This is a genomic window from Xenorhabdus littoralis (genome assembly GCF_033949345.1).
In the GTDB taxonomy this organism is placed as follows: Bacteria; Pseudomonadota; Gammaproteobacteria; order Enterobacterales; family Enterobacteriaceae; genus Xenorhabdus; species Xenorhabdus littoralis.
This window is the reverse complement of record NZ_VCDP01000023.1, coordinates 22,355-45,465: the sequence shown is the minus strand read 5'-3', so window position 1 is coordinate 45,465 and position 23,111 is coordinate 22,355. Positions and strand designations below refer to the sequence as shown.

The 23,111-nt window shown below is 49.5% G+C and carries 5 protein-coding genes; all 5 read left to right on the top strand.

The genetic code is table 11. The annotated features are described in order from the left end of the window. Positions 1-8 precede the first annotated feature (8 nt). From FE394_RS06870 to FE394_RS06850, 5 genes are read left to right on the top strand one after another with little or no spacing between them, the layout of a single operon-like run. Positions 9-6,218 (top strand): non-ribosomal peptide synthetase, encoded by a 6,210-nt coding sequence (locus FE394_RS06870; protein WP_319925656.1) that lies wholly within the window; start codon positions 9-11, stop codon positions 6,216-6,218. Beyond that, complete coding sequence (locus FE394_RS06865; protein WP_319925655.1) at positions 6,218-18,127, top strand: non-ribosomal peptide synthetase/type I polyketide synthase; 11,910 nt, start codon at positions 6,218-6,220, stop codon at positions 18,125-18,127. Before FE394_RS06870 ends, FE394_RS06865 begins: the two co-directional genes overlap by 1 nt. Continuing rightward, positions 18,124-19,221, top strand: a complete 1,098-nt coding sequence (locus tag FE394_RS06860) for a Gfo/Idh/MocA family oxidoreductase (RefSeq protein ID WP_319925654.1) — start codon at positions 18,124-18,126, stop codon at positions 19,219-19,221. The genes FE394_RS06865 and FE394_RS06860 overlap by 4 nt, the downstream gene beginning before the upstream one ends. A gap of 26 nt (positions 19,222-19,247) precedes the next feature. Beyond that, a complete protein-coding gene (locus FE394_RS06855) occupies positions 19,248-20,024 on the top strand; it encodes a thioesterase II family protein (RefSeq protein ID WP_419836313.1) in 777 nt (258 codons plus the stop codon). A 50-nt stretch (positions 20,025-20,074) separates the two neighbouring features. Continuing rightward, positions 20,075-22,996 (top strand): salicylate synthase, encoded by a 2,922-nt coding sequence (locus tag FE394_RS06850; RefSeq protein ID WP_319925685.1) that lies wholly within the window; start codon positions 20,075-20,077, stop codon positions 22,994-22,996. Positions 22,997-23,111 lie beyond the last annotated feature (115 nt).

Genomic DNA, 23,111 nt, shown 5'->3' with positions numbered 1-23,111 from the left:
AGTTATGCATGAACACGGACCTTTTCTCCCCAGATTCGCTACGCCAGCTCATATCTGACCTGTTCAATCAAAAAAATATTTTGATAGATGATAACGACGATTTAATTCGCAGTGGACTGGATTCAATGCAAATCATGGCATTGTTAAACCAGTTCAGGCGTCGGGGATATCGTGTCACCCTGCGCGCACTTTATCAAAAACCAACACTATATGCCTGGAGCCGGCTTCTCCAACAGCACGCGCCTGTCGCTCACGCAGTATCCCCGGATACCGCTCAGCAACCACTGATTGCGGATGCCGAACCATTCCCATTGACGGCAGTACAACATGCTTATTTTGTCGGACGTTCACCGGAACAAACGTTGGGAGGCGTTGGTTGCCATTTATATCACGAGTTTGATGGTGTCGGGCTGAAACCTGAACAATTGGAAGCTGCGATCCATATGCTGATCCAGCGACATCCTATGCTGCGGGTACGATTTTTGCCAGATGGCCACCAGCAAGGCATGGCCTCTGCTTACTGGAAAAAATTGACTGTTCACGATCTACGCCATCTGGCAGCAAATGAGCAGCAACAGACGCTGAATAGCATACGTGACCAACTGAGCCATCGGATATTACAGGTTGAGCAAGGCGAAACTTTCGATATTCAACTTAGCCTATTGGGTGATAATCAACACAGGCTGCATACCAATATCGATCTGCTGATCATGGATGCCGCCAGTTTCAGCCTGTTCTTTACCGAACTCGCGGCATTGATTGCCAAGCGCACCCTGCCTGCTGTTTCTGCTGATTATGATTTTTGCAGTTACCTGACACAGTACCAAACCCAGTTTAAGCAAGCCCGGCAGGAAGCCGAAATGTTCTGGCGTAACCGGTTAGACACGTTGCCACTGGCCCCCCGGCTTCCTCTGGCTCAGGAGCCTTCTTTAATAAAAAACGTCCGCATTCAGCGCAGATGTTTCCGTTTAGCACCTAAACATTGGGAACGCTTTAAACAACTCGCACAGCACAACGGTGTTACACCCACCATGGCATTGGCGACCGCATTTGCCGCTTTATTGTGTCGCTGGAACAATTCAACACGTTTGTTATTCAATCTGACGCTCTTTGACAGAGCGCCGCTGCATTCCGCTGTTGACAACATTCTGGCGGACTTTACCAACATCCTGCTGTTGGACATTCCGGGCGATAATTTACCGTTCTGCCAACTGGCTCAGGATGCACAAGCAACATTTGCCGAAGCTTACGAACATCGTCACTGGTCCGGTGTCGAGGTTCTGCGTGAACTCAAGAAACGGAGTAACCATCCGCATGGCGCGCCGATTGTGTTTACCAGCAATTTAGGACGCCCCTTATATGGTGAAAATACCCGTGATGTTCTGGGAAAACCAGGCTGGGGGATCTCACAAACACCTCAGGTCTGGCTGGATTTTGTTGCTTTTGAACACGAAAACCATCTGAATATTCAGTGGGACAGTAACGATGAACTCTTCCCTGCCGGTTTAATGGATACCTTATTCACGGCCTATCAGGGACTTATTGAGAATCTGACGGAAAATGCTGCACAGTGGGGCGAGAAACTACCGGATTTGATGCCTGAATCGCAATATCATCTGCGACGTAAAATCAATCACACGGATGAACCACTCCCAAACGCCCTGCTGCATGAAGGCGTGTTTACACAGGCAGAGCGCACACCTCATGCTGTTGCATTGGTGACTCATCATAATGAAAAAATCAGCTATGGCGAACTCAGTCTGGCAGCCCGTCGATTAGCTGCTGCCCTACAAAAAATGTCGGTCATGCCGGGCGATCGGGTTGCAATCAGCATGGAAAAAGGCATCGGGCAAATCGTTGCTGTGCTCGCTATCCTTTATGCCGGAGGTGTTTACGTTCCGGTTCCGGTGGATCAGCCATTAACCCGACGCCGTGCTATCTGTGAAAGTGCCGGTATCAATATCGTTATCATTGCCCCTGAACAGCAACATGCTGAGTGGTCACAGAACATATGCTGCATTTCCTGGCAGCAAGACAAACAATTATTACCGTTAGCCAACATGGCTGAACGTGCTGTCACCGATCCGGCCTATATCATCTATACCTCCGGCTCAACGGGAATGCCAAAAGGTGTCGTGATCAGCCACCAAAGCGCACTGAATACCTGTCTGGATATCAATCGCCGTCATCAGGTTCAAAGCAGTGACCGGTTGCTGGCACTCTCTGCCCTGCATTTCGATCTCTCCGTTTATGACATTTTCGGCATTCTCAGTGCAGGAGGGGCGCTGGTATTAATTAACGAAACCCAACGTCGCGATCCTTCAACGTGGGAAATGCTGATCAAGCATCATCAGGTTACGTTATGGAACAGCGTGCCGGCATTGTTCGATATGTTGCTGACCTATTGTGAAGGAATGGAAGTCGATGCACCGGAAGTGCTTCGCACCGTGATGCTGTCCGGAGACTGGATCGGCTTGTCATTGCCTGAACGTTACCGGGCGTTCAATCCTGATGGTGTCCTCAGTGCCATGGGCGGCGCAACAGAAGCCGCTATCTGGTCGAATGAATATATCGTCAAAAACGTTGAAACACAGTGGCGATCCATTCCTTATGGTTATCCTCTGGCTAATCAGCGTTACCGTGTCGTGGGAGAAGACGGGTGTGATTGCCCTGACTGGGTTGCCGGTGAACTTTGGATTGGAGGTGCCGGTGTCGCATTAGGTTATTTTAATGATGAAGAACGCACTGCCGCCCAATTCGTCGTCGATAAAGGAGAGCGCTGGTATCGTACTGGTGATCTGGGTTGTTATCACCCAGAAGGCTGGCTTGAGTTTCTGGGACGCCGCGATAGCCAAGTAAAAATTGGTGGTTACAGGATTGAGTTAGGAGAAATTGATGCTGCCCTCAATCAAATAACCGGGATCAGTAAAGGGGTTGCCCTAGCCAGTGGTGAAAAAGAGAAATCATTGGTGGCTTTCCTTGAGTTGGAAGGCACTGCCTTGTGCCAACACCTATATCGTGCTCCGCAGTTACCTGCAAACTATCGTGATTTGTTCCCGGCAATGCAGGCAACAATCAATGCGAACCAGGCACCTGATAGCGGCAATGAATATCAGGTTGCACTATTTTTGCTGGAACACCTGTCCCGCCACGGCATGACATTTACGTCTCCTCAGTCAGTTACCGATTGTCTGAAATGCTATCAGCCTCAACCGGAATATCATGACTGGTTTGTCCGGATGCTGACATATCTCTGCCAATGCAATCTATTGGTTGAATCTGCCCATCATGTATATCAGGCCGGATTGTCATCCTCTACTTTGTCATCCTCTACTTTGTCATCCTCTACATTGTCATCCTCTACATTCCCTTCCGCTAAATGCAACAATAAAGCAGACGACATCCCTGAACGCTGGCATTCTACGCTGCATAGCATTCTCACCGGACAACAGACAGCCGTCACGTTATTGGATGATCCGCAATTCGCACCGGAACAACAGCTCTTTGCGCTGCCGGAAGTTCAGCAAGGGTTAGCAGGATTAAAACAGGTAATCATCACCCTTTCCCAACAGTTACATCGCCCTGTTACCGTGATGGAGTTCGATGCCCGCAGCGGTCGCTGTGCTCAGTGGCTGGCGGAACATATTACTGACCAACACATGGCTTATACCGGCTTTGAGCGCTCTCGTGCGCTGGTCAATCAGGCGCAAGCACGGTTGAATGATTATGCCCATGCATCCGTACTAAGCTGGTCTGAACAATGTTGGCCTGAACAGGTTCCTGAATCGCTACAGTATCAGGCAGATATCATCCTGTTAAACAATGTATTGCACCGGGAAGAAGAACCTGCGAAATGCATTGAGGCATTGCTTCCCCTGGCACAACCCGGTGCGTTGATAATGGCAATGGAGTTGCAACAGGCATCGCCCATCTCTCTGATTACAACCGAGTTACTTTCACCTCAGGGTATTCAATTACGTTCTGCGTCACAATGGTTGCCTCTTCTTCCGCTACCAGCGGAAAACCCGATTACTTTTGGCAACCTGAGTGTGTTGTTGATGCAAACGGGTGACAGCGTCACTATTCCTGATCCGGAGAAAATTAAATCCAGACTGGCACAACATTTGCCGGGATATATGATCCCGCAGCGCCTGAATGTTATCCCCCACCTGCCGCTGACACCTAACGGCAAGATTGATCGCAAGGCACTGGCACAAAATTTACAGACCGCCACAAAAACAGCAGTACCACACCAAAATGCAAGTATCTTGCTGAATACGGTGGAGCAAACTGTTGCCGATATCTGGAAACGTCTGCTGAATACAGAGCAATTAGGCCGTAACAGCGACTTTTTCCAACTTGGCGGTGATAGCCTTTTAGCAACACGCCTGATCGGTGAATTGGCACAACAAAACCTTCAAGGCGAACTGGGGGATCTTTTCCGTAATCCGCAATTAGCTGGCTTCGTTTCTACACTGACGACTCTTTCTGAAACGCCATTATCAGAAGAAACATATTCAACACCCAAAGATCAGGATGAATATCAACCTTTCCCATTGACCGAAGTTCAGCAAGCTTACCTGGTCGGGCGTCATCCCGGTTTTGCCCTGAGTGGTGTGGGTTCTCATTTCTTTATCGAATACCGGACAGAACAATTAGATGCCCAGCGCCTGAACCGGGTGTTAAATCACCTGATCCAGCGTCATCCGGTACTCAGAACGGTTGTGGTAAATGGACAGCAACAGATATTGAAAGAGGTACCGACCTTCTCAGTTAAACAGCATCAATTTGCTGATATCACTGAAGCGGACACATTACGCGAACATCTGTCACATCAGGTATTAGATGCCAGTCACTGGCCGCTGTTCGATTTCCAACTGGCGCAAGATAACAGCCCGGTCTCCCGACTGTTTGTCAGTCTGGATAATCTGCTATTAGACGGATTGAGCATGCAGATATTGCTGGCTGAATTAGAACAGCTTTATCTCAACGAACAACACGAATTGCCGCCATTGAACGTGACATTCCGGGATTGTGTGTTACGCCAACAGCAAATGCCAGTGCATCAGAGTTCACTGCAATATTGGCAGGAGCAAGTGAAAACATTACCACCAGCGCCACAATTACCCTTGCGGATTGCACCGGAGAGTATTCAAACTCCGCGTTTTGTGCGCTATAGCGATCGTTTATCTGCACATGAATGGAATCAGCTAAAGCAACATGCGGCCCCTCACCAGATAACACCTTCTGCGCTCCTGATTGCTGCTTATGCGGCGGTTCTGTCCGCATTCAGTACCAGAGCGGAATTAACGCTTAATCTTACCCTTTTCGATCGTCCGCACTGGCATGAGGACATTAATCATATTCTGGGTGATTTTACTTCATTGTCACTTCTCGCGTGGCATCCGGAGAAAAACTGGTTATCAAGCGCACGACGGCTGCAACAACAGTTATGGCAGGATCTGGATCACCGCCATATTTCAGCGATCAGAGTGATGCGTGAGCTGGCGCAGAACCGTGGCCCGGATGCCGCCATTATGCCGGTCGTTTTCACCAGTGCTCTCGGGACACATGAAGGGAAGTTCCTTTCAGATTCATCATGGATGAAACCCGTCTGGGGCATTTCGCAAACGCCACAAATCTGGCTGGATCATCAGGTTTACGAATCTGACAATGAACTTTGCCTGAACTGGGATGCGGTCGAAGAGTTATTTGAACCCCATCAGTTGCAAACCATGTTCAACAGCTATATGGCGTTATTGCGTACCCTCGCCGCGCAGCCAGAGATCTGGCATTCAGCGTTGGAACAACTGGTGCCCCGCCAGCAAAGCCTGAGGGTTCCGGATAACGCAGTCAAAAATAACGCTTCCGCTGTTATTGCGCCATTACCCCGTCCGGAAGAATTTGATTCGCAGATATGCAGCGACATTCAACGCCTGTTTTTATCTGTCACCCACCAGCCCATTCATGTTCAACAGAACTTTTTTGAGGCAGGAGCCAGTTCGCTACAACTCATTCAATTGCACAGCAAATTACAACATGCAGGTTTCCACCATCTTGCTGTGACTGATCTATTCGCTTATCCAACACCAGAAGCGCTTAGCGTGCATTGCCGGACAGACACTCAGGACGGAAATCCGCCATCAGGTACTCTTCGTCAACGCCAACAACAAAAGCGTCTGCAACAACGGGAAAAACGTCATAAAGGAGCTGCATAATGACTGATTTAACGCCTCACTACGATAATTGTGATCCCATCGCAGTGATTGGCCTTGCCTGCCGTTTTCCACAGGCACCAGACAGCGATACGTTCTGGCATAACCTACAACACGGGATTGAGTGTACTACCGCTCTCTCCCGCCAAACATTATTGGATGCCGGTATTCCGACGGAAATCATTGATAGTGAAAACTTTGTCAATCAGGCCGCGATATTAGAGGATGCGGAACAATTCGACGCTACGCTATTTGGCTATTCACGTCAGGAAGCAGAAATACTCGATCCTCAACAGCGTCTGTTCTTGCAAACAGCCTGGCATGCTCTTGAACATGCCGGTTATTCGCCACGTAATGTACGCCTGAAAACAGGTGTTTTCGCCAGTAGCCGGGTCAGTACCTGGCCTTCATGGTCACAATTTACTATGACCGATGTCGGCAAGGTGAAAGGGTTACAGGCGCTGATGAGCAACGATAAAGATTATCTTGCAACGCGCACTGCCTATAAATTGAATCTGAAAGGCCCCGCACTGACGATACAGACAGCCTGTTCAAGTTCACTGGTTGCCGTGCATATGGCCTGCGAAAACCTGCGTTCCGGTGAGTGTGATATGGCGCTGGCCGGCGGTGTGGCGGTTTCTTTCCCGCAAGAAAGCGGTTACGTGTATCAGCCCGGAATGATCTTCTCGCCTGATGGACATTGCCGTCCCTTTGACAGTCAGGCCAATGGCACTTACGGCGGCAATGGTGTCGGCGTTATCACGCTGAAACGCCTGAGTGACGCGCTGCGCGACGGCGATCCCGTCATGGCTGTATTGCGTGGCAGTGCCATTAATAACGATGGTAACGAAAAAGTCGGTTTTACTGCCCCGTCGGTTAATGGTCAGCGCCGCGTGATTACCGAAGCCCTGCAACTGGCAGATGTCAGTATTGATGATATCGGTATGCTTGAAGCACACGGCACAGGAACACCGCTTGGCGATCCGATAGAAGTTGATGCATTGCGCAGCATATTCACTGATCGAAATAGGGCAATCCCGCCTTGTTATCTTGGATCAGTGAAAAGCAACATAGGCCACCTCGATACTGCCGCAGGCATTGCCAGCTTGATTAAAGCGGTTTTGTCTGTCTGGCATGGCTACATTCCCCCGACCCTCAATGTGCAGCGCCCCAATCCGGCATTACGACTGGAAGAAAGCCCGTTCAGGCTGGCAGCGCAAGGGCAACATTGGACACAAGAATTGCGCACCGCAGGCGTTTCTTCATTCGGTATCGGCGGCACCAACTGCCATATCGTGGTGCAATCATTGCCAGAAGAATTGCATCATCGCCGTGTCGAACATTCACACACTCATTCACAAACAACACCTTTGTTGCTTTCTGCGGCGTCCGAATCGTCATTACGCCAATTGGCACAAAGTTACGCAACGGCGCTGGCATCAGAAAATCATGCAGATCTGGCATGGACGGCATTACAGGGACGCGACCTTTCACTCCCCTGGCGTTTAGCGCTGACATTGACACCACAACATACAGCCAAAAATGCAGCGAGCTTATCTGACTTTGCGAACCATACCTTTGCTAATCATACCCTTGCTAATCATACCCTTGCTAATCATACCTTTGCTAACCATAGCCCAACACCGGATATTTTTAGCGGACAAGCCAAAAGTGACAGCAAGCAACTGTGGCAATTCAGCGGTCAGGGTTGTCAATGGTCTGGCATGGGAAAAACCCTGTATGCCAGTTCACCTGTTTTCTCCGCCATGTTGGATCGCTGTTGTGCCGCCAGTGCCCCCGAATTGGCACTGCCATTAAAAGCAGTGATGTTCGGAGAGCATGATGCCGCATTAGCTACCACCGAATATGCACAACCCGCCATTGTGGCACACCAGATTGCACTGGCGGCACATTGGCGGGCACTCGGATTAAAGCCGGATTACGTACTGGGGCACTCCGTTGGTGAATTTGCAGCAGCCGTTGTTGCCGGGATTTTTACGCCTGAACAAGTGATGCCGCTGGTCGCTGTACGGGGCAGATTGATGCAAAAATGCGCCCACGCCCAAAGGGGTGCAATGTTGGCAGTTTTTGCCAACGAAGAGGATATTATTCCTTTTACCCGTTCACTGATATTGGATCTGGCGGTTTGCAATGGCCCACAACACTGGGTTTGGGCGGGTACAGAAGCGGAAATTGACACACTGGCACAGCGTCTGGAACAACAACAAATCCGTTGCCAGCGCCTTAACGTTGGCTGTGCCGCACATTCGGCCATGCTTGATTCAGTGCTGGATGAGTTTTCTCAGTCTCTTTCTCAGCATAACCGCCAGTTACAGCCTGTATCGGGAGAAATCCCGCTGATCTCTACCCTGACAGCCAATATTGCCACTCATGAGCAATTAGCTTCACCAGACTATTGGCGCAATCATATGCGTCAGACTGTACGCTATTATCAAGCCATTGAGTTTGCCCGCCAGCAAAATGTTTCATTATTTGTCGAATTCGGGGCTGATGCACAGTTAACGGGCATCGGGCGACGTCTCAGTCTGCCGCAGGAAACGTGGATTGCGGGTATACATCGTCAAAGCTCTCCAGAAATGACTCAGCAAACGGTACTGATGCAACTTTACTGTGCTGGTGTACATCTTGATTGGCAGCATATTTTCCCTCTCACAGGGGTAAAATGCCATGCTCCGCTCTATCCATTCGATAAGCAGCATTACAGCTTACCCACCGCCAGATCTGTGCCGCATTCAGTCAGTGCCAATTCCGGGCTTGATATCAATATCCTGCTTGATCCTGCCATTGAACAAAATTCCGGTGCCGCAATATTACGGGCGCTTTATACCGATGCATTGGTCTATCAATGTCACGGTCGTGAAGCAGAACAGGGATTCAGTGCCATCGATACGATTCGGGCCGGCCGACTGCAACCTTGCTGGCGTCCTTTGCTGGAACAATTACTGGCTTATTGCGTTCAGCAAGGCTATTACCGGGAAGTTTGCGGGCCAACCGCCAGTAAAATGTATCGTCCTCACCGAGCGTTACCGTATGCCAGACGCCGTTCATTGGAGACGACTTTACTCACTGATTTCCCTGCCTTGATCCATGCAGGAGAGCGTTTATTCCCGCTCATGAGTGATCGAGCTGACTTGCCCCGTCAATTGCCGGCATCTCTGACTAAAACATCATGGCTTCCCGCACCACAGCCATGTCCTGATACTCACTATGCCCTGCATTGGCGCACAATAAATCTTGCGGATAAACCACGATCCTCAGCGGAATATACCCTTCGTTCGTCAACGGCGAGTGACACGATGACTCAGCACTGGCGTCAGGCAGGTATCAATTTGCAGCCTGAAAGTGGGAATATAATATTGCTGCTCCAAGGCGATGATGTTGCTGAATTATGTGATCAAGTGATCAGCGAATTAAAACGTGATGAAACAGCATCTTTGACTGTTATCACTTGCCGCGCCCAACCGGAAACGACCTTATCGAAAGAGGATATCAATCCAGCCCAATACGCTGTCTGGGCATTGCTGCGTGTTGCGGTCGAAGAGTATCCCCATCGTCGCATTCAGGCGATTGATATAGCGGATATCAACGACACTGACGCTCTGTCATTGGCACTGGATTCTCTGGATGAACAGCATCGCTGGTTGAAAGTACGCGGAAACCAAGTCGCCGTCCCTGTTTTACAACGTCAGCCACTTCAGTTATCGCAACAACCGATGTCGATTCCCCATCAGGGTTGGCACATCGTTACCGGCGGTATGGGCGGTATCGGCCAGATTTCCACCCGCTGGTTGCTGGCTCAGGGTGCGCGTAAGATTGCTGTGTTTGCCCGTCGCAAACATGCAGATTGGGATGCTTTTGTCCACGAGCTGTCACTGAGTAAAAAATGCGAAATACGCTGGATCAATGTTGATGTCACTGACACACCAGCCTTGTTGAATGCGGTGCAAACACTGGCACAGGAAGATGGTATCGCTGGCGCGATCCATGCCGCCGGGATTGCTGATCACACCCCGCTGGCAAAACTTGAGCGCCAGCATCTGTCACAAATGTTATCCGTCAAAGCCCGGAGCGCGGCAACGTTGCAGACTGCTCTTCTGCAACATAAGGCGCAATATCTGCTGCTTCATGCTTCTGCCGCTTCCATGTTGGGTGCTCAGGGGCAAGGTGCTTATGCAATCACCAACGCTTATCTGGAATCTTTAGCACTGACAGCCCCCGAATCGTTGATGGTAAAAACGTGGGTCTGGGGCGTTTGGGGTGGCATTGGCATGGCCAGCGATCGGCGATTAGTGGAAAAACTGGCGCAGGATGGCATGCTGCCGTTCAATGCCAATGAGGGGATCTGGCATCTCAATCAATCTCTGCGTACCGTTTCTCCTTGCTATCTGGCAATGCGGTTAGATGAACATCATCCTGATATTTTGCGCCGTTTACAGACTGACGCTACTTATACAGGAACGCATACAGGGACGCATACAGCGACAACTCCGGCATCTATGCTCCCTGCTGATAACGCGCTTTATCTGGATAGCCAGCAGCGGCTTAACTGGCTGCGCCAGAATGTCGCGGCATTATTGCGACTGGAACAACCGGAACGTTTAGAACCACAACAAGATTTATTGCAATTCGGTCTGGATTCCCTCCTGTTCCTTGAACTGAATACGGTGATCCACCAACAATTTGGTTTCAGGTTAACGGCGGGATCAGCGTATCAGAATATGACACTGGCAGGGCTTAATGCGCTTATCGGAGACGGATTGCCCGAACAGCCGGTCGTCTCTCCTCAACCTGAGAGCATTATTGACCGTTCCCTGCATCATGCACCATTCCCTCTGACGCCAATTCAGCATGCTTACTGGATTGGTCGTACTCAGGCCATTGATTTTGGTGGTGTGGCTTGTCACGTCCTGTTTGAATGGGATCTGTCACTGAATAGCTTTGATATCCCGCGTTTTGAAAAGGCATGGAATGCGTTGATTCAGCGTCATGGTATGTTGCGCATGATCGTCGATGAAGATGGACAACAAAGAATTCTGCCTGAAACACCTTGGTATGCTTTATCGCAGGATGATTTACGAACGCTGAACGATGCAGCCTGCGAACAGGCTTTGGCCCAGCGTCGTCATACCCTTTCCTATCAGGTCCCACCAGCAGAACAATGGCCCCTGTTTGAAGTCTCTGTTTCACAGCTGCCGAATAAGCGTTGTCGCTTACATATGAATCTGGATCTGTTGCAATTTGACGTACAGAGCTTCCGGATCATGATGAATGATTTACAACTCGCCTATCGCCAGCCGCAGCCATTGGCTCCACAAGCCTTTACTTTCCGCGATTATGTGATGGCAGAACAAGCGCAACGTGAAAGTAAAGAGTGGCGGGTATCATGGGCATACTGGCAGGAACAATTACTTTCGCTGCCTCCCGCGCCGAGATTACCCTTGAACCCGCAGCTACCTCAGCGCAGCCAGCCCCAGTTCACTACCCATGAAGGCCGGTTGGCCCGATCTGACTGGCAATTACTTAAACAAAGCTGGAAAAAATGGGGCGTGACACCTTCTGCGGGTCTGCTGACCCTGTTCGCCCATACGCTTGAATGGTACAGCCGTCATCCGTTGTTTACCCTCAACCTGACTTTCTTTAACCGACAGCCTTTCCATCCGGAGGTTCAGGAACTGATTGGCGATTTTACCTCCGTCATGTTGATGGATTTTGATTTACGCAAGACAACTTCCCTGCGCTCCAGCATGGAAAAAACCCAGTCCCTGCTTTGGCAGCGACTGAGCCATAGCCATGTTAATGGTGTTGAAGTGCTGCGGGAACTGGGTCGCCAGCAATCCGGTGAAACCCAGAGCAGACAACCGCTGACGCCGGTCGTTTTCACCAGTATGTTGGGAATGGCTCAAGAAGGTGTGGCAATCAAACAATCCATCACTCAATTACTCGGCGATCCGGTCTTTGTTCTGAGCCAAACCCCGCAAGTCTGGCTGGATCATCAGGTGATGGAAGTGGATGGTGATCTGCTGTTTAACTGGTATTGCATGGACGATGTGCTGGAGCCGGGAGTCATTGAAGCCCTGTTTGCTGCTTATAATGCGCTGTTAGCACAAATTTGCCGCCAGACTGAATATCCTGAACATGCAGAACATTATGATCTGCATACGCCACCTGCCGGCCATACACGTTATGATTTCTGGCCACAACATCCTGAATTGCGTCAGGCCGAACAATCTCTGCGTTCTCAGCCTGAGATCCGACTGGCAGAAATTCAGCCCTGTCAGGACAATAGCCAAGGTTATAATTTATGGTTGGTGGCAGAAGATAATTTATCTTTATCGTTGCCGGAACCGCTGGCGATAGACACCGGAGTCCTGCCACTGCCGACATTGGCGGAACAACACGCGTTTGAATGCTCTTGGCAACATATTGAACAACAAGCGTTACTGGGCCTGGGCCAGACCTTGCTGCGCCATCAGTTATTCACTTCTCCGCAACAATGTCACTCTCGTGAAGAGATTGAACAGCGTTTGCAACTGGCGCCGCAGTATCAACGCCTGCTTAGCCAATGGCTGGCGTTATTGAATCAGCAAGGATTTATTGAAAAAACCGCTGAGGGATACCGTTGTCTGCAATCCCTCAGCCAGATCCCTGACCCTACAGCGAAACTGGATGATGCCGCTTGGTGCCAGACCATCAGCCGCTATGTTGCAACCTGTATCAACCAACATGACACCCTGCTTGCCGGACATGGCAACGCATTGGAACTGCTGTTTGCCGATAAACAAACCACAGCCAGCCTTTACAGCGAGAACCCTGCATTACGTTGCCTGAACCAGACTGCTGCTGAAATTATCCGGCAACTGAGCCAGACAGCCGCACCTTTCTCGATGCTGGAAGTCGGCGCAGGCACAGGGGCTACATCAGAAAAAGTTCTTAAACATAATGCTCAATCCATTGAAAATTATCATTTTACTGATATTTCACCGCTATTTTTGGATGATGCCCGCCAGTTACTCGGTCACTATGGCGAAACCGTAAAATTTGCCCTGTTCGACATTAATCAGCGCATTGATTTCAGTCAGCATCCTGAATCTGGCTATGACCTGATTATGGCGGTGAACGTCTTGCATGATGCCATCCACCTGAGAAATACCCTGAAACGTCTGTCCCGGTTACTGAAATCCGGCGGATGGTTGCTGATTATTGAATCAACCAAACGCGAAAGTGCCATGCAACTTGCCAGTGTCGGATTTATTGAAGGGATTAACGCTTGGGCCGACGAGCGGGGTGATGACCACGGTAACAGTGCGTTGCTGGAACTTGCCGACTGGCGTAAATGTCTGGAGAAATCCGGTTATCAGGTTTCACTGGAATGGCCGGGGGAAAACGGGCCGGAACTGCATCAACAACTGATTCTGGCGCGGGCTGAACAGCAAGCGCGACTGAATGTCAGTGAAATAGCAACACCGTTCTCTGCCTTGCCTTACTCATTGCATATTCAACAGCAAGAGCAATTACCGCTGGCTGCGCTACCGATAGTGACCGCTAAAGAAAGCGCAGTACAACCGTTAATCACGGAAACCCATCAACCAGAGACAGAGAATAATCAACTTCATGATATTGAACAGCAGGTGATTGCTCTCTGGAATTCACTGCTTGCTCAGCCGATTCAGCGCCACAGTGACTTTTTCCAAAGTGGCGGCGACAGCCTGATTGCGACCCGCATGGTGGTGCAACTGCGTCGTCAGGGTTATGAACAAGCCAATCTGCAACAACTGTTTGAACATCCTAAGTTGAGTGCGTTTTGCCGTACCCTGCTGCGGGTTGTCGAAACACATTCAGTGACACCGACGACATCGCATCAAACGGAATTACATCAGACAGAATTACATCAGACAGAATTACATCAGACAGAACCGGAATCAGAGCAGATCCTGCCGCTCACCGCCCTGCAATACGCTTATTGGTTGGGAGAGAGCCAGTTGTTCCAGTTTGGCAACGGTATTGCCCATTTCTACGCTGAACTGGCTATCAAAGAACTTGATCTGCCTCGTTTTACTGCCGCCTGGAATCGAGTGATAAACCATCATGAGCAATTACGCGGTTACGTGAAAGAAGGGCAATATCATATTCTGCCAGAAGTACCATGCTATACACCGACAGTCATTGACTGCCGTGACATGACACCAGATGAGCGCGAAACACAACTGAATAACGCCCGCGACACTCTGCGCACTCAGGGCGTTCCCAGCGATAGCTGGCCGTTGTTTGATTTAACCCTGCACCATACCGATGACCGGGCATATCTATTGCATCTGACCACCGATCTACTGGTCGCAGATGGCAAAAGCCTGACGTTAATCCTGCATGATTTACACCATTGGTATCAGAACGCGGACTGGCAACCCGAGCCGAAAACCGTAACTATCGGCGACTATATTCAGGCACTGGAGAATGAGAAAACCGGAGAAACTTGGCAACAAAGCCGACAATACTGGCTTGACCGTTTACCTTCGCTTCCTGATGCGCCGGTGTTACCGCTGAAAGACCACCAGTCACAGCAGCTTAATCAGTTGTGCCTGACAGGTTATATCAGCCCACAGCAATGGCAGCGTTTGCAACAACGCGCGGCTGAGCACCGTGTATCACCATCCCAAGTGATGCTCACACTATTTGCCCATATCTTGTCGGTATGGAGCAACAACGCGCATTTCACTATCAATGTCCTGCATGGCAACCGCCTGTTAATGCCGCAGCATTGCGATAGGCTGGTCGGCAATCTGTCCACCACATCATTGTTGGAAGTCGATTTACGCAATATCTCCGGATTCAGTGATGCCGTCGGCCGGATACAGAGACAATGGCTGGCCGATCTCCAACATGCACTGTTTGACGGGCAACTGGTACTCAGGGAGAAAAACCAGCATCGCCACAACCTGAACGCCGGAATGCCGATCGTATTCAACGATACCACCGGTACTGCGGGTAAAGGGCCGACCGGATTAGGAACGCTCAACCTTTTTGGTGCGCAAACGCCCCATGTTTATCTCGATTGTATGCTTATTTCCAGTGCAGAAGGTGGTGTCACCCTACAGTGGGCGATCTTGCCGGAATTGTTCCAGCCCCGGATCGCAGAAAACATGTTTGCCCATTATCAAGCCTGTGTCGCAGCTCTGCTTGAACCGGATTATCAATGGAATTCCCTGCTTCCTGACTGGCTTCCGGCACATGACCGTACTTTGTGCCAGATCAGCAATACGACAAAAAACGATTTCCCGTCGCATACGCTTTGCTCGCTGATTGAACAGGCAGTGAATCGTTACCCGCAACACACTGCCGTTGTTGATGCCTCTCGTCAGATCGATTATCAAACTTTGTGGTCACAAAGCCAGATGCTGGCGTCCCATCTGCAAGCACAGGAAAATCAGACTTCGCCTCTGATTGGCGTGGTGATGGAAAAAGGCTGGGAACAGGTTGTTGCGGTTATTGCGGTTTTATTGGCCGGACGCGCTTATCTGCCTATTGATGCCAGCTATCCGCAACAGCGTATCCACCAGCTACTGGCATCAGGAGAAGTTGATACCGTACTGACCCAACCTAAGTTCGCTCAACAGACAGGCTGGCCTGACAATCTACAAATCATCCCTCTGGATGAAACATTACTCAATAGCCTGCCCGTGACCAGCAAACCGGATTTGTCTGGGCGCCCTGAAGATCTGGCCTATGTCATCTTCACCTCCGGCTCTACCGGCAAACCGAAAGGCGTCATGATCGACCATCAGGGTGCGGTCAATACTATTGTTGATATTAACCAACGCATTGCACTCAATGAGCACGATAGCGTACTGGCAATATCAGAGCTGACCTTCGATCTCTCCGTTTATGATCTGTTCGGCACCCTGAGCCGTGGGGCAAAACTGGTTATCCCGGCTCCCGGTGACAGTCGGCAGCCTGATAAGTTGCTGGCATGGTTACAACAAGAATCAGTGACTGTCTGGAACTCGGTTCCCGCATTTGTGCAACTGCTTGAGGAGTATGCCCGCAGTTATCCGCACTCCCTGCACAGTCTGCGCTGGATATTAATGAGCGGTGATTGGATACCGACCAATCTGCCGACCAAATTATATGCGCTTCATCCTGAGCTGAATCTTCTCAGTTTAGGAGGTGCAACCGAAGCGTCAATCTGGTCTATTGCCTACCCTATCGCGCAGATTGATCCGAATTGGCGCAGTATTCCCTACGGGAAACCTCTGGCTAATCAGACGTTCTATGTGCTTAATGCCGCTCTTTCACCTTGTCCGGTCTGGGTAACCGGTGAGCTTTATATTGGCGGTCAAGGGTTGGCACTGGGTTATTGGGACGATACTGAAAAAACTGAACACGCATTTATCACTCATCCGCAAACAGGTGAACGGCTTTACCGCACCGGTGACTCAGGACGCTGGCTTCCGGACGGGAATATCGAATTTTTGGGGCGTAATGATCATCAGATTAAAATTCGTGGCTATCGGATCGAACTAGGCGAAATTGAACACCGTTTATGTGAGCATCCTGCGATACAACAAGCGATTGTGTTCGCCCATACGACATCAACCGGTGCATTACAACTTGCCGCAGGTTTACGTTTAGCTGGCGAATCGCCGATATCTACAGAACTTTTGCCGATACTGCCTCACTGGTTGCAGCAAACCTTGCCTGTCTGGATGTGTCCACAGCGATTTATCATTCTCGATACGATGCCTGTCTCAGACAACGGCAAAATTGACCGACGCACATTAGTCACTTTGGTTGAAGAAGCGCAAGACGTTCATTCAGTACCGTCTGCGATCCTCAGTGCAACCGGACAAGCTGTATTAAGCCTTTGGGAATCGGTATTAGAACAACAAGGTATTAACGTACACGAGAGTTTCTTTACCCTTGGCGGCGATTCTCTTGCGGCAGTAAGGTTAATGGTAAAAATCAATCAGACGTTCAATCGTCAATACCCGCTCAGCCTGCTGCAAACTTACGATACCGTACATTCATTGGCTGAATTTATTGAACATCAACCGGAAAACACCGGCAAAGGGATCGTCTTAAACGAGGGAGGCACTGATAAACCTGCTTTATTTATCGTCCACCCTATTGGCGGACATCTATTGGGATACCGTCACCTGTCGGCCAATTTCGGTGATCAACGTCTGATTGGGCTAGCATTTACACCAGATAGCCTGAATATTGATAAACCGTCTGTTGCAGCGTTGGCGGCTGACTATATCAATCAAATCCGGACCTTCCAGCCTGAAGGCCCTTATGCACTGGCTGGCTGGTCTTTCGGTGGATTGGTGGCCTATGAAATGACCCACCAATTACGGGCTGTGGGGGAAAATGTTTCCCATTGCATCCTGATTGATAGTTTCGCGCCAAACATTCGCACCGATCTGACACTGGATGATACATTCTGCCACCGTCATTTCCTGCTCGATTTACAGGGACAATTCCCGGCTCTGGCACTGGATAACAGCGCTCTCGCCACTAACACGGAAACATTCCTGCGGGCGCTGCATGAGGCCCTGCCACAATCAGCGCAGCTAGATAGCTCACTGACCGAACTTTATACCGTATGGCGCCATAATCTACGTGCATTACTTGATTACTGTCCGCCACAGACTTCACAGCCTTTCTGCCTTATCCGGGCGACACAGGCGTTACCTGATTTTATGGATTACCTCAATCCAACAACAATCACCTCAACGGATCTCGGCTGGCAGGCTTGCGGGCCAGTCAACGTGACACAACTTGATGGTGATCATTACAGCCTATTCCAACATCAACATGTCGGCTCTCTGGTTACCCATCTGAAAAATACCCTGAATTCAGTACCCGCTATTGAGCCAGTTAAGGAGAACATATGATAAAGCCACGTCGGGTTCTGATTGTCGGTTCAAAATTTGGTGAGCTCTATCTCAATGCGTTCCTTCAACCGCGGCCTGATCTTGAGCTGGCGGGGATTCTGGCGCAAGGAAGTGCCCGTTCACAGCAACTGGCCCGTGATTTCAATGTGCCACTATTCCGCTCATTGGATGAATTGCCGGACGATATCGATATTGCCTGTGTGGTCATACGCGCGGAGGTTATTGGCGGCAAAGGCGACCAACTGGCCCAAGCGTTATTGGCACGGGGTATTTCTGTTATTCAGGAACATCCCCTTGATGCAGAGGCTATCAAAACTCACCAGTCAGTCGCTGACAAGCATAACGCGGTGTTTTGGGTAAATAGCTTTTACAGCCAATGTGATGCAGGCAGAAGTTGGTTATATGCAGCACATCAAATCAATAAATTATCACAGCAGCCGCCGCTAAGCGGCTCTCTGATCACCAGCCGCCAGTTGCTTTTTTCAGCGCTGGATCTGTTGTTACAGGCCTGCCATTGCCCGGAGCAAGTGGAGATAGTCTATGCAGGTCAACGCAGTAATGCATTCCATTGCTTTGAACTCCGTTTTGCAGACACAACGATAACGTTAAATGTTCAATCCTATCTGGACCCCAGAGATCCGGATATGCACAACCTTGTCATGCATAAAACAACGCTGATTTGGCCTGCGGGTTATCTGACGCAGGAAGCCAGTTATGGGCCGGTGATATGGACGCCGGTTCTTCATGCCCCGAATCATCTGGATAGTGATCAGAGCCTCTATCTGACTGCCAGTCAGCCTGACGGCGATTACCTGCACCAGCCAACATCACAAATGCTGTGTCCGGCAACCAAAAACTGGATGACAGCCTTTGAATGTAATGGTGCTGAGGGCGTGGCGTTCCTGCTCAATAGCTTAAGTTCTGTCTTAAATGGCGCGCTCTGTCCCCCGGCTTTTTCCTGCGATTACCAACTGCGGTTGGCGGGATTATGGCAACAAATTCTGCACATGATGGGAGAGCCTGTTATCCAAAATGTCACTCCCCCGGTCTGGATTGATCCAGCCCAACTGATACTGGCTAAGGAAGAATGCTGATGACGTGGGCACTCCCTGCACACCCGATGATTCGCCCGTGCCTGACACCCCGTGGCGAGCCTAAATATACCCTGTTAATCTGCCCCTTTGCCGGGGGCAGCAGCAGTGCATTCCGCCAATGGTCCACTCTGGAAAACTCAGATATCGCGGTTTCACTGGTGATTTATCCCGGACGGGACAGCCGCATGAATGAACGTGCTGCAACAAAAATTACATCACTGGCACAATCACTCTCTGACCTGATCGTGTCATTAACGCCTGCCCAGAGAGAAAACCTGATCCTGGCCGGCCACAGTATGGGCGCTCAGGTGGCTTTTGAAACCTGCCAACGCCTTGAACAATATAATTGTTCTCCCAAGTCACTGGTACTTTCGGGGTGTCATGCCCCCCATCTTCAATCCCGCCGCCAATTAAGCGGATTACCCGATCATGAATTCATTGAACAACTGATTAATATCGGCGGGTGCAGCCCGATTTTACGGGAAGATCCGGGATTGCTTGCGCTGTTTTTACCCATGCTACGTGCTGATTTTTTTGCTACAGAACACTATCACCATGTTATTCAGTCGGGTTCAGTAAAACTGAAAACACCCACACTTTTACTTTATGGCAAAGAAGACAAAGAGGCTTCCGCTATGGAGGTTCAGCAATGGCACCACTGGCTTGCCATTGACAAACAAAATCTTTCGTATTGCTGCCAAGAGATTGCCGGCGACCATTTTTACATCACTAAAAAACCACAAAGTTTTATTCGTCACATTACACAATTCATGCAATATATTTATTCACAGGAGTTCGCATAATGGCACCTTTTTCTATCCCAGAACGCTCTATTCCAGAAAAGAAGCTCACTATGACGCCAGATTATCTTTGGAATGGCAAAACACTAGACCAACAACTTGCCGGATGGTCAGGTATCTGGGGTGATAAAACAGCGCTGATCGATCAAGAGCAGCAACTCACTTACCGCGAACTCCATCAATCTGCAGAAAGACTGGCAAGCGGATTATTCCACCGGGGAATACGCCGTGGTGATAACGTCATGGTGCAACTGCCTAACCGCATCTCCTTTGTTGTCACCTGCTTTGCCCTGTTCAGGCTGGGTGCGCATCCAATACTCTTAATGCCTACACAAAGGGCGCATGATGTTCATGCACTTTGCCAGATCGCACGTCCGGTGGCGTATATCATCCCTGATTGCATCCATGACTTTGATTATCGGGAAATGGCACGGGAAGTTGCTGCATCTTGTCCCGATATGCAGCATATAATCGTTGACGGAGAAGCAGAGGAATTTACTGCATTGGCCTCCATAGATGACGAGCCGCTCAATATTTCTGGCCCAGACTATGGCGATATTGCCGTACTTTTGCTTTCCGGAGGAACGACCGGTACACCGAAATTAATTCCGCGCACTTATGATGCCTATACTTATGATTTTGTGCTCTCTGCCCGTCTGTGCTCACTCAATACCGAAAGCGTTTACTTAGCGGTACTGCCTGTTGCACATAACTTCACCTTAGGCAGCCCCGGTATTCTGGGCACACTTTCTCAGGGAGGATGTGTACTTCTGAGTGATACCGCCAGTTGTGATGAAGCCATGCCATTGATCGAACACCATAAGGTGACACATTTAGCATTAGTGCCCGCACTGGCACGACTCTGGGAGCAAGCGCGCGACTGGGAACAAAGCGACCTTTCATCCCTGCGCTGCTTACAAGTCGGGGGTGGCAGACTCACGCCGGAACTGGCAAAACAGGTCATGGCTCGCCTCGGGCCTTTGCAGCAGGTATTTGGTACAGCGGAAGGATTGCTCTGCTATACCCGGCTCGACGATCCTGATGAAGTCATTATCAATACCCAAGGACGCCCATTATCAGAGGAAGATGAGATCAAAATTGTTGATGCTGATATGCAACCTGTCGCATCCGGTGATGTCGGCGAATTGATTACACGAGGCCCTTACACGATTACGGGATATTATCGTGCAGAACAACATAATACTGTCGCGTTTACCCCTGATGGATTCTACCGTACAGGCGATCTGGTCCGCATGGCATCTGATGGTAATCTGATCGTTGAGGGAAGAATCAAAGAGCAGGTTAATCGCAGTGGTGAGAAAATTTCGACCCAAGAAGTTGAAACCCTCTTGCTGCAACATCCGGATATTGATGACGCCGTTGTCATCGCGGTTCCTGATGAACTATTAGGTGAACGCATTTGCGCTTGTGTACCTAAGAATGGCAATCAACCTGATCCCGCACAAATGCAAACATTTTTGCATCAGAAAGGCGTTCAGCGCCATAAAATTCCTGACCAATGGTTGTTTGTGGCGTACTGGCCATTAACGACCGTAGGAAAAATCGACAAACGCCAGTTAGTCCAAATGGCACAAGCAGAACATGGAAGCCCGATGCAGCAATATCACGAACACACCATCGCTATTACCAGCACTCCATTAGATTTAATCACTCACTTGCTTGCAGATAGTGATGAGCCACTTTATACGCTGTATGAAATGAAAGGTGAATGGTCATTGGGAATGGGCAACGCTGCAACTATCAGTGTAGATGCCTCTGGACAACTGACCGATTCACAAGGCCATCGTCACCCATGCGATATCAATACATTGAGCCAGAAGCTTGAGCAGACGCTCAACGCTCTTCCTATCAAAGACTGGCGGGCTTATGGCAGGGCATTATTTGAGTTTTCCCATATGACATATGGTCTGCCGTTAACACAACTCAATTCGCAACTCAATTCGCAGAAAAATGAAGCGCTGATAAAACTCACCGTTCCACTGCATGAATTACGCATAACGCAAGGTCAGGTTCTGGTACGGACACTCAAAGAAGATCAAATCGCCAGATTGAGCGAGAAAGTCAGACAAGCTGATCAATCGGGCACACCGGTTTTCCCCTATGCGAAAGAGATGGCAATAACCAACACCGCAGACGCCGTAAAAAATTATCAGGATAACGTTGCGAATGCAGTTAAGGATATTGGCGCAGGTCTTTATCAAAAAGTGATCCTGTCACGTAAAGTTGAACTGGGTTCAGATATTGATATAACACACAGTTATTGGTTAGGTCGTCAGGCCAACACACCAGCCCGTTCTTTCTTCTTACGGGATGAAGATTTTTCTGCTTACGGTTTCAGTCCGGAAACCGTGGTTGAAGCAGATGGTACAGGTTGGATCAGCACCCAACCATTGGCTGGCACAAGAGCATTGACACAAGACAAGGAACAGAATCAACGGCTACGGGCAGATCTACTTTCTGACCCGAAAGAAATTTCTGAACACGCCGTTTCTGCTAAATTAGCGCTGGAAGAATTAGAATCGATTTGTCAGGCAGACACGCTTTGCGTATCAGAGTTTATGGCTATCCGTGAGCGTGGTTCGGTACAACATTTAGCATCACGGGTAAAAGGATTACTGCAAACAGACAAAAATCGTTGGGATGCATTTATTGCCCTATTCCCGGCGGTTACTGCTTCGGGAATACCGAAAAAAAATGTCCTACAAGCCATTTCTGATTATGAAGGTGAACCCCGCCGACTTTATAGTGGCAGTGTCATGCTATTGGATAGCGCAGGCAAACTGGATGCTGCACTGGTATTACGCTCTCTCTATCAACATAAAGGACGTTGCTGGCTTCAGGCTGGTGCAGGTCTGGTCAGAGATTCAAAACCAGAAAGAGAATGGCTGGAAACCTGTGAAAAACTGGACTGCATTATAAAATATGTCCGGCCTTATGCCGGAGAAAAACGCTAAACGTCTATTGAAATAAGTAGCAATAAGTAGCAATAAGTAGCAATAAGTAGAAATAACATATAAGAGAAAACCAGATATCACTCTGGTTTTCTCAAAACACCTTAAATTCTGACTA